Origin of the sequence: Mycobacterium sp., assembly GCF_002863225.1 — a bacterium.
GTDB lineage: Bacteria > Actinomycetota > Actinomycetes > Mycobacteriales > Mycobacteriaceae > Mycobacterium.
Genome location: NZ_PKEK01000098.1, coordinates 47,206 through 56,438 on the forward strand (window position 1 = coordinate 47,206; position 9,233 = coordinate 56,438).

At 67.7% G+C, this 9,233-nt stretch carries 10 protein-coding genes; 7 read left to right on the forward strand and 3 right to left on the reverse strand.

Annotation, left to right across the window (positions count from 1 at the left end; all coding sequences use genetic code 11):
• The first annotated feature begins 310 nt into the window (after nucleotides 1–310).
• Both CYU59_RS26290 and CYU59_RS26295 read left to right on the forward strand, forming a co-directional pair.
• Complete coding sequence (locus tag CYU59_RS26290; RefSeq protein WP_293004213.1) at nucleotides 311–1,846, forward strand: DEAD/DEAH box helicase; 1,536 nt, start codon at nucleotides 311–313, stop codon at nucleotides 1,844–1,846.
• Nucleotides 1,847–1,867: 21 nt separating this feature from the next.
• Entirely contained in the window at nucleotides 1,868–3,082 is a 1,215-nt protein-coding gene (locus CYU59_RS26295) for a hypothetical protein (RefSeq protein ID WP_293004214.1), read from the forward strand.
• A gap of 12 nt (nucleotides 3,083–3,094) precedes the next feature.
• On the opposite strand, the gene CYU59_RS26300 is transcribed toward CYU59_RS26295, so the two are convergent.
• Nucleotides 3,095–3,895 carry an AAA family ATPase gene (locus tag CYU59_RS26300; protein WP_293004215.1) on the reverse strand — a complete coding sequence of 267 codons (801 nt, stop codon included), beginning with the start codon at nucleotides 3,893–3,895 and terminating at the stop codon, nucleotides 3,095–3,097.
• Nucleotides 3,896–4,005: 110 nt separating this feature from the next.
• Here CYU59_RS26300 and CYU59_RS26305 point away from each other — a divergent pair, with 110 nt between their 5' ends.
• Genes CYU59_RS26305 through CYU59_RS26315 form a run of 3 tightly spaced genes read left to right on the forward strand, consistent with a single transcriptional unit; the run spans nucleotide 4,006 to nucleotide 6,174 of the window.
• Nucleotides 4,006–4,605, forward strand: a complete 600-nt coding sequence (locus tag CYU59_RS26305) for an acid phosphatase (RefSeq protein WP_293004216.1) — start codon at nucleotides 4,006–4,008, stop codon at nucleotides 4,603–4,605.
• The gene (locus CYU59_RS26310; protein ID WP_293004217.1) at nucleotides 4,595–5,692 is read left to right on the forward strand and encodes an isochorismate synthase; all 1,098 of its coding nucleotides are present in this window, start codon (nucleotides 4,595–4,597) and stop codon (nucleotides 5,690–5,692) included. Before CYU59_RS26305 ends, CYU59_RS26310 begins: the two co-directional genes overlap by 11 nt.
• On the forward strand, nucleotides 5,689–6,174 hold the full coding sequence (locus CYU59_RS26315; protein WP_293004218.1) for a GNAT family N-acetyltransferase: 486 nt from the start codon (nucleotides 5,689–5,691) through the stop codon (nucleotides 6,172–6,174). Before CYU59_RS26310 ends, CYU59_RS26315 begins: the two co-directional genes overlap by 4 nt.
• Before the next feature lie 6 nt (nucleotides 6,175–6,180).
• Here CYU59_RS26315 and CYU59_RS26320 read toward each other — a convergent pair whose 3' ends face one another.
• A complete protein-coding gene (locus tag CYU59_RS26320) occupies nucleotides 6,181–6,567 on the reverse strand; it encodes a hypothetical protein (protein WP_293004219.1) in 387 nt (128 codons plus the stop codon).
• 97 nt (nucleotides 6,568–6,664) lie between these two features.
• Here CYU59_RS26320 and CYU59_RS26325 point away from each other — a divergent pair, with 97 nt between their 5' ends.
• Together CYU59_RS26325 and whiB1 are read left to right on the forward strand one after the other, a co-directional pair.
• Nucleotides 6,665–7,633 carry a diacylglycerol kinase family protein gene (locus tag CYU59_RS26325; protein WP_293004220.1) on the forward strand — a complete coding sequence of 323 codons (969 nt, stop codon included), beginning with the start codon at nucleotides 6,665–6,667 and terminating at the stop codon, nucleotides 7,631–7,633.
• 261 nt (nucleotides 7,634–7,894) lie between these two features.
• Nucleotides 7,895–8,149, forward strand: coding sequence for a transcriptional regulator WhiB1 (whiB1, locus tag CYU59_RS26330; RefSeq protein ID WP_285187785.1), 255 nt, complete (start codon nucleotides 7,895–7,897; stop codon nucleotides 8,147–8,149).
• Nucleotides 8,150–8,239: 90 nt separating this feature from the next.
• Here the strand turns inward: whiB1 and CYU59_RS26335 are convergent.
• Nucleotides 8,240–9,233: sensor histidine kinase (locus tag CYU59_RS26335; RefSeq protein WP_293004221.1), on the reverse strand; the 994-nt coding region annotated here is incomplete at its 5' end.

A 9,233-nucleotide genomic window follows, 5' to 3' on the forward strand; every position in this document is an offset into this window, starting at 1 on the left:
ATCCGCGTGGCGACCCGCTGCGGGCGACAGGACCGCCCTGGCGATCGCCACAAGAGATCCGCGTGGCGACCCGCCCGATCGCGCCGACGCCGCGAATCGTGGCCGAGACGACCGAGCAGCTACAATCGATCCAGGTAACGGTGGTCGATCCGTACCACCTCGCCTATGCAATGTGCGTGCACGCAGTTGGCCCCGCCTCATGAGCGCAGGGCCCCGCGAATCGGAAACGTATTCGAAAGTCAACTGGTGCGCGCTGGACCGCAACGATTGACAATCGAATACAACCCCGAAAGGCATACGTGTTTCACGCATGACTCCACTCATCACACCTAACCGCGCCGCGGTCGAAGCCACCTTTGCCGACCTGGGCGTACGCGAAGAAATAGTCCGGGCACTCAGCGAAAAGGGCATCGAGCATCCGTTCGCCATCCAGGAGCTGACGCTGCCGCTCGCCCTCACCGGCGACGACCTGATCGGCCAGGCCCGCACCGGAATGGGCAAGACCTTCGCCTTCGGCGTGCCGCTGCTGCAACGCATCACCACGGCGGGTGACGACCGCCCGCTCAACGGAATTCCCCGCGCGCTGATCGTGGTACCCACCCGCGAACTCTGCCTGCAGGTCTACGGCGACCTGTCCACCGCCGCCAAATATCTGACCGCCGATGACGACCGCAAGCTCTCCGTGGTCTCCATCTACGGCGGACGGCCCTACGAGCCTCAGGTCGAGGCGCTGCGTGCCGGCGCCGACGTGGTGGTCGGCACGCCCGGTCGGCTGCTCGACCTGGCTCAGCAAGGCCACCTGCAACTCGGCGGCCTGTCCGTGCTGGTCCTCGACGAGGCCGACGAGATGCTCGACCTGGGCTTCCTGCCCGACATCGAGCGGATTCTGCGCCAGATTCCCGACGAACGGCAGGCGATGCTGTTCTCGGCGACCATGCCGGACCCGATCATCACGCTGGCCCGCACGTTCATGAACCAGCCCACCCACATCCGGGCGGAAGCACCGCACTCCTCGGCCGTGCACGACTCGACCAAGCAGTACGTCTACCGCGCACACGCCCTCGACAAGGTCGAGCTGATCAGCCGGGTGCTGCAGGCTGACGGACGCGGCGCCACCATGATCTTCACCCGCACCAAGCGCACCGCCCAGAAGGTTGCCGACGAGCTCGCCGAGCGCGGTTTCGCCGTCGGCGCCGTCCACGGTGACCTCGGCCAGATCGCCCGCGAGAAGGCCCTCAAGCAGTTCCGCGGCGGTGACATCGACGTACTGGTCGCCACCGACGTGGCGGCTCGCGGCATCGACATCGACGACATCACCCACGTGATCAACTACCAGATCCCCGAGGACGAGCAGGCCTACGTGCACCGCATCGGCCGGACCGGACGGGCCGGTAAGACCGGTATCGCCGTCACCCTCGTCGACTGGGACGACCTGGCCCGCTGGACGCTGATCGACAAGGCCCTCGGCCTGGGCTGCCCCGATCCCGCCGAGACCTACTCCAATTCGCCGCACATCTACGTCGAGTTGGACATCCCGACCGGGACCCAGGGTTCAGTCGGAGCGCCGAAGAAGTCGCCGGTCAAACGCCCCGCCTCCAGCGGTGGACGTAACGGCGCCGACGCCGGCGAGACCGCCCCGGCGCGCAACAGCGACCGGCAGCGTCGCCGCACCCGCGGCGGCAAGTCCGCAACCGGCCACTCCGGCTCGGCCGGCAACGTCGACAACGACGGCTCGACACCGGTCGCGGGCAAGCCCGACGCCGGGTCTGCCGACGGCACCCGCGCGCGGCGTCGCCGTCGGCGCCCGCGTAAGTCCGCCGGTGCCGCCGCTCCTGCCGCCAACTGATTCGGCGTCGCCGCTCCCCTGATGGTCAAGCCGGAACGTCGCACCAAAGCTGATCTTCTGGCGGCGACCGCGATCGTGATCGTCGTGGCCACGACCGCCGCGTTGATCTGGTGGACCAGCGACGCCCGGGCCACCATCAGCCACCCGGCATCGGGCCCGGCGCCCAGCCCGAGGCTGGCCCACGAGGTGCCGGTGTCACTCAAGCAGCTCTGGACAGCGCCCAACCTGCCGACGGACCAGCCGGTGGTCGTCGCCGGAACCGTCGTCACCGCCGACGAACATGCGGTCCAAGGCCGTGATCCGGTCACCGGACAGGTGCGCTGGAGCTACGCGCGCAGCACTGACCTGTGCGGAGTCGCCGGCGTCTACCGTTTCGCGGTCGCCGTCTACCGCGACGATCGTGGCTGCGGTCAGGTGAGCACGCTGGAGGGGCCCACCGGAAACCGTGGACCCGCCCGCAGCAGCTACGCCGACCGACAGGTCACTCTGTCGTCCGACGGCACAACGGTCTTGTCGGCCGGTGACACCCGGCTGGAGTTGTGGCGCTCCGACATGGTCCGGATGCTTTCGTACGGTGAGATCGACGCCCGGATCAAGCCGTCGTCGAAGGGGCTGTACGCCGGGTGCCGGCTGACGTCTGCCGCGGCCAGCTCCTCAGCGGTGTCGGTGTTCGAGGCGTGTGGCCGGCAAGCAGACCTGCGGCTGACGCTGCTGCGTCCGGCCAAAGAGGAAGACGAGCCGGATCAGCACAGCGTGGCCGAACCGGGCATCAGCGCCGACTCCGGCGCCAAGATTCTGACCGTGTCGGAAACCAGGACGGCGCTTTACCTGCCGGCGCCGCAGCCCAGGGTCGACACCATCGACGAGACCGGCACCACCGTGGGAAGCGCCCTGCTGCCCAAGCCGCCGTCGTCGTCCAGTGTGGTGACCCGGCCCGGCAACCTGATCACCTGGTGGACCGGCGACAGGGTGATGGTGTTCGACTCGGTGAATCTGGCCTACCGCTACTCGATCGGGCCGGCCGGCTCGTCCGTCCCGGTGGGTCCGGCGACCCTGATGGCCGGCAAGTTGCTCGTCCCGGTGACCGACGGCATCGCCGTCTGCGATCCGGTCACCGGCGTGGGCGAAGGCTTCCTGCCGGTGCAGCGGCAGCCGACGAACTCCGCAGTGATCCCTGCCGTGGCAGGTTCGCAGCTGCTCGAGCAGCGCGGCGGCACCCTGGTCGCGCTCGGCTGAGAGCTCCGGCTGCTAGGCATCGATCGCGAAAGTGGGCAGCGCCTTGCCCGTCTTCCAGTGCTTGAGCAGCGCCTGCGCCAATTCCTGATACGCCGCGGCACCCTTGTTCTTGCGTGCGGCCAGCACCGACGAACCCGACGCGCTGGCCTCGGCGAAACGCACGGTGCGCGGGATGGGCGGCGCCAGCACCGGCAGGTCGTAGCGGTCGGCGACGTCGAGCAGCACATCGCGGGTGTGGGTGGTGCGTGGGTCGTAGAGCGTCGGCAGGGCGCCGAGCAGCGTGAGGTTCGCGTTGGTGATCTGCTGAACGTCGTTGACCGTCCGCAGAAACTGCCCGACACCGCGGTGGGCCAACGTCTCACACTGCAGCGGCACGATGACCTCGTCGGCGGCGGTGAGCCCGTTCAGCGTCAGCACGCCCAGCGACGGCGGGCAGTCGATCACGACCACGTCAAAGGCGTCTCCGAGTTTGTCCAAGGCCCGTTTGAGCGCGTATTCGCGGCCGGCCCGCATCAGCAGCATCGCCTCGGCGCCGGCCAGGTCGATGTTCGCCGGCAGCAGCGTCATCCCCTCCGCCGTCTCCACCAGCGCGGCGTTGGGCTCGACGTCACCGAGCAACACCTCGTGCACCGAGACCGCCAGCTTGTCGGGATCCTGGCCGAGCGAGAACGTCAGACAGCCCTGCGGGTCCAGGTCGATGAGAAGCACTCGCTTGCCCGCATCCACGAAGGCCGCGCCCAGCGAAGCGACGGTCGTCGTCTTGGCCACCCCACCCTTCTGGTTGGCCACCGCCAGCACTCGGGTCCCTTTCATCAGACGCCGTTCCTCCTCATCTCTTGCTGGGGGTTTGTTACCTGCCATCCAACACCAACACCATGGTGCCCGCGCGTGGATGGCTATGTGTGTCAGGCAGAATCGGTCAGATGGGCGTCGAAAGCCATCGATTGGTGTTGCTGCGCCACGGCGAAACCGAGTGGTCGCTGTCCGGCCAGCACACCGGCACCACCGAAATAGACCTCACCGACAACGGGCGGGCGCAGTCGAGCGCAGCCGGCGCGATACTGGCCGACCTGCACCTCGACCACCCCAAGGTGCTCAGCAGCCCGCGCCGACGTGCCGTGGAGACCGCCGAACTCGCGGGTCTGACCGTCGATGAGACATCGGAGCTGCTCACCGAATGGGATTACGGCTCCTACGAGGGCTTGACGAGCGCCGAGATCCACAAATCCCATCCCAGTTGGTCGATCTGGACGCATGGCGGGCCGGACGGTGAGTCCGTGGCGCAGGTCAGCGAGCGCGCGGACCGTGCCGTCGCACTGGCGTTGGATGTGATGGAGTCACGCGACGTGGTTTTCGTCGGGCACGGCCACTTCTCCCGCGCGGTGATCGCGCGCTGGATCGAGCTCCCGCTGACCGAGGGCAGCCGCTTCGGCATGGGCCCCGCCTCCATTGCGGTCGGCGGCTTCGAGCACGGAATACGCCAGATCACCGCGCTGGGCCTTCCACGACCCGATGACGGCTGAGCCGCCGTTCGTCCTGTGCGGACCGTCCGGCGTGCTTATTGCCGACGCCGTGCAGTCCAGTTATCCCGACGTGGCCGCCGCACAGTCGGCCCTGCGCTCGGGGCAGGCGTCAATTGTGCTGGGCGCGTTGGCTTTTGACGCGCACGGCCCGGCTGCCCTGATCGCGCCGCGTTCAGTGCAGCGGTTGACCGAGTTGCCCGACTGGCCGACCGGAGCGGTGCCCACTGTGCGCGTGTCCGGGGCACTGCCCACCCCCGACGAGCATCGCGCACGGGTCCGGCGCGCCTGCGACGAGCTGACCGCGGTCGGCGGCACGCTGCAGAAGGTGGTGCTGGCCCGCGCGCTGGAGCTGACCGCCGACGCTCCGCTGGACGCGCGAAACATCCTGCGCCGCTTGGTCGACAACGATCCGGCCGCCTACGGCTACCTGGTAGACCTGTCCGCGGCGGGCGGCGACTACGTGGGTAAGGCACTGGTCGGCGCCAGCCCCGAGCTGTTGGTCGCCCGCAGCGGCGACCAGGTGACGTGTCAGCCGTTCGCCGGCTCCGCGCCGCGAAACGCCGATCCCGACTCCGACGCCGCGGCCGGCGCGGCGCTGGCCGAGTCGGCCAAGGATCGTCACGAGCATCAGCTGGTGATCGACACCATGGCGGCGGCGCTGCGACCGCTGTGCAGCGAGTTGACGATCGCGCCGGAGCCGACGCTGAGCCGCACCACGGCGCTGTGGCATCTCAGCACTCCGATCACCGGCCGGTTGCGCGATACGTCAACCACTGCAATCGATTTGACGCTGGCCCTGCATCCGACGCCAGCGGTCGGCGGGGTGCCCACTCCCGCGGCCACCCGGCTGATCGGGGAGCTGGAGGGCGATCGCGGCTTCTACGCCGGCGCGGTGGGCTGGTGCGACGCCACCGGCGACGGGCGTTGGGTGGTGACCATCCGCGGCGCACAGTTGTCCGCCGACCGGCTCACCGCACTGGCCCACGCCGGCGGCGGCATTGTCGCCGAATCCGATCCCGATGGCGAAGTCGCCGAGACGACAACCAAATTCATCACGATCCTGACTGCGCTGGGAGTCCGACCATGAGCGTGCGCATCCGTCGCGCCGAACCGGGCGACGCCGCGGCGATCACCGCGATGATCCATGGCCTGGCGAAATTCGAGCACGCCCCCGAGCAGTGCACCGTCGGCGAAAGCCAAGTGCGCTCGGCGCTTTTCGGCGCTGCACCGACGTTGAGGGCCCATGTCGCCCAAGTGGACGGTGAGGTCGCGGCGATGGCCTTGTGGTTCCTCAACTTCTCGACCTGGGACGGCGTCGAGGGAATCTACCTCGAAGACCTCTTCGTGCGTCCACAATTTCGCCGTCTCGGACTGGCTCGCGGCCTGCTGACCGCACTGGCCGGGGAATGCGTGGTCAACGACTACACCCGGCTGTCCTGGGCGGTGCTGAACTGGAACACCGATGCGATCGCGCTGTACCAATCGGTCGGTGGTCGGCCGCAGAACGAGTGGACCACCTACCGGGTGTCCGGCCCGGAGCTGACGGCACTGAGCCGCACCGAGCTTTGAACGGCGCTAGGACCGCTCCGAAACCCACCGCACCGCGGCGGGACTGAACAACAGCGCCAGCACGACCACCGACAGGGCGGCCACCGGAACGCCGATCGCCGCCCGGTGCGATCCCGTCGTCAGGTAGTAGGCCACGCCGAGCAGCAACAGCTCTGCGAACACCGCCAGCCCGCGACCCCAGCGTCGCCCGTTCAGCAAGGCCCAGCCGGCCGCCAGCACCGCTCCGCCGAACAGGGCAAACCAGCCCGCGGTCCCAAATCCGTTGATTCCCCGCTGACCCGCGCCGCCGATCGCCCGAATCAGCAGGATCGCGGCGACCACCAGGCCCGTCGCGCCTTGAGCAGCAACGATGAAGCCTGCGCTGCGGACTGCGGTCGGGGAACGCCTGTTCACCGCCCCAGCGTAGCCATACCGCCGGGCCGCAAAGTCGCACTCCTCCGCCGCCCGTAAGGCGGTTCGGCCGAACACGCTGCGGATAGGCTTTGTCATCATGCGCGCCGTCCTGATCGTCAACCCGACCGCGACTTCGACGACGACGGCAGGTCGAGACCTGCTGGCGCACGCGCTGAAAAGCCGCCTCCAGCTGACCGTCGAACACACTCGCCACCGCGGCCACGGGCGCGAGATCGCGCAGGCCGCAGTCCAGGACGGCGTCGACCTCGTCGTCGTCCACGGCGGTGACGGCACCGTGAGCAATGTGGTCAACGGCCTGCTCGGCAAGCCGGGACCGCAGCTGCCCACCGGACATATCCCGGCGCTGGCGATCGTGCCCGGCGGCTCCGCCAACGTCGCCGCCCGCTCCCTGGGCATCCCCCCGGGTCCGATCGACGCCACCAACCAGCTGATCTGGCTGCTCGACAAGTACGGCCCGCAGAAACAGTGGCGCCGGATCGGTCTGATCGACTGCGGTGAGCAGTGGGCGGTGCTGAACGCCGGAATGGGTGTCGACGCCGAAGCGGTCGCCAAGGTGGAGGCTCAGCGGGAGAAGGGCCGCAAGGTCACGCCGACGCGTTACATCCTCGCCGCGACACGCGCCACCCTCTCCTACTCGCGCAAGGAGCCGCGGCTGACCGTCGAACTGCCCGGTCGCGAACCGGTCACCGGCACCTACTTCGTGTTTGTGTCCAACTCCAGCCCGTGGACCTACGCCGACGCCCGCCCGATGTGTACCAACCCCGACACCACCTTCGAATCCGGGCTCGGAGTCTTCGGCGTCACCCAGTTGAAGGTCGTGAAGAGCCTGCGCCTGGTCGCACAGATGTTCTCCAAGCAGCCCAAAATCGCCGGTGATCAGGTAGTTCGCGACGACAACACCGATTACGTCCGGGTGACGTGTGCCGATCCGCCCATGCCGAGCCAAATCGACGGTGACTACCTCGGGTTGCGCGAGGAAATGACCTTCCGATCCGTCCCGGACGCCCTCGATGTCGTGGCTCCGCCCCCGAAAAGCGGTCCCTGAACTGCGACGATCCCGGTTTGTGGGCAAAACCACTGGTCAGACTCGCGGCGAGTGTAGTACAACCGATTAAGGGATTTGGTAACAGATCTCTGAAGTGAGATAGCCCACGGACCAACGAGCCGCTATTGACATCTGTTGAGCCTGTGAAACGATCGAACAATCGCATGCAACGGTACGGAAACATTTCTTGTGCCTGCGTTAACAGCCGAAGAAAATCATTCGTGCGCACACTGCTGCGCACACAGTGAGGAGTAACGACTTATGGATTGGCGCCACACTGCGGTCTGTCGCGACGAGGACCCGGAGCTGTTCTTCCCTGTCGGGAACAGCGGACCGGCTCTCGCTCAGATCGCCGACGCGAAACTGGTCTGTAACCGCTGTTCGGTGACGACCGAGTGCCTGTCGTGGGCGCTCAGCACCGGACAGGACTCAGGCGTCTGGGGTGGCATGAGCGAAGACGAGCGACGTGCACTGAAGCGTCGCAACGCTCGGACGAAGGCTCGTACCGGAGTCTGATCCCCAGCGCTCACAACGGTGCGGCCCCGACGACCAGTTGGGGCCGCACCGTTGTGTTTGGGGACGGTTGTGTTTGGAGTCAGTCGGCGATCATTGCGGGACACGGGCGCGACGACCGATCGGGACCCGCAGCACCACATCCGTCCCGCCTTCGGGGGCGTCCTTCATGTCCAGCGAGCCGTCGAGTTCGGCCGACACCAATGTCCGCACGATCTGCAGTCCCAGCCGGTCGGACTGCTCGACAGTGAAGCCGTCGGGCAGCCCGCGACCGTTGTCGTGCACCACCACGTCGAGCCAGCGCGCCGACCGCTCGGCCCGGATCGTCACCGCTCCGCCGCCGGCGGCGGAACCGCAGGTCGCCTGGTCGAAGGCGTGCTCGATCGCGTTCTGGACGAGCTCGGTGATCACCATGATCAACGCGGTCGCGCGGTCGGAATCCAGTACTCCGAGCATCCCGGTCTGATTGATCCGGATCGGGGTGTCGACCGTTGCGACGTCGTTCATGATCGGCAGAATCCGGTCGATCACCTCGTCGAGGTTGACCTCTTCGTCGACGGACATCGACAGCGCATCGTGGACCAACGCAATCGAGGAGACTCGTCGCACCGACTCGATCAGCGCCTCGCGACCCTCGGCATTGGTGGTCCGGCGGGCCTGCAGACGCAGCAACGCCGCGACGGTCTGAAGATTGTTCTTCACCCGGTGGTGGATCTCCCTGATGGTGGCGTCCTTCGACATCAGCGCACGGTCGCGGCGCTTGATCTCGGTGACGTCTCGAACAAGCACCGCGGCGCCGGCGGCCGAACCGTTGATCACCAACGGCAGCGTCCGCAGCAACACCGCGGCACCGCCCGCGTCGACCTCGATGCGCATGCTGGCGCCGCCCCGCAGCGAGTTCAGCACGTGCTCGGCGAGCTCGTGAGCCTCGAAGGGGTCGGATATCAGCGGACGGGTGATCGCGATCAGGTTGTGCCCCTCCAGCTCTGAGGTGAGGCCCATCCGGTGGTATGCCGACAGCGCGTTGGGACTGGCATAGGACACCAGCCCGCCTACGTCGAGACGGATGAAGCCGTCACCCACCCGC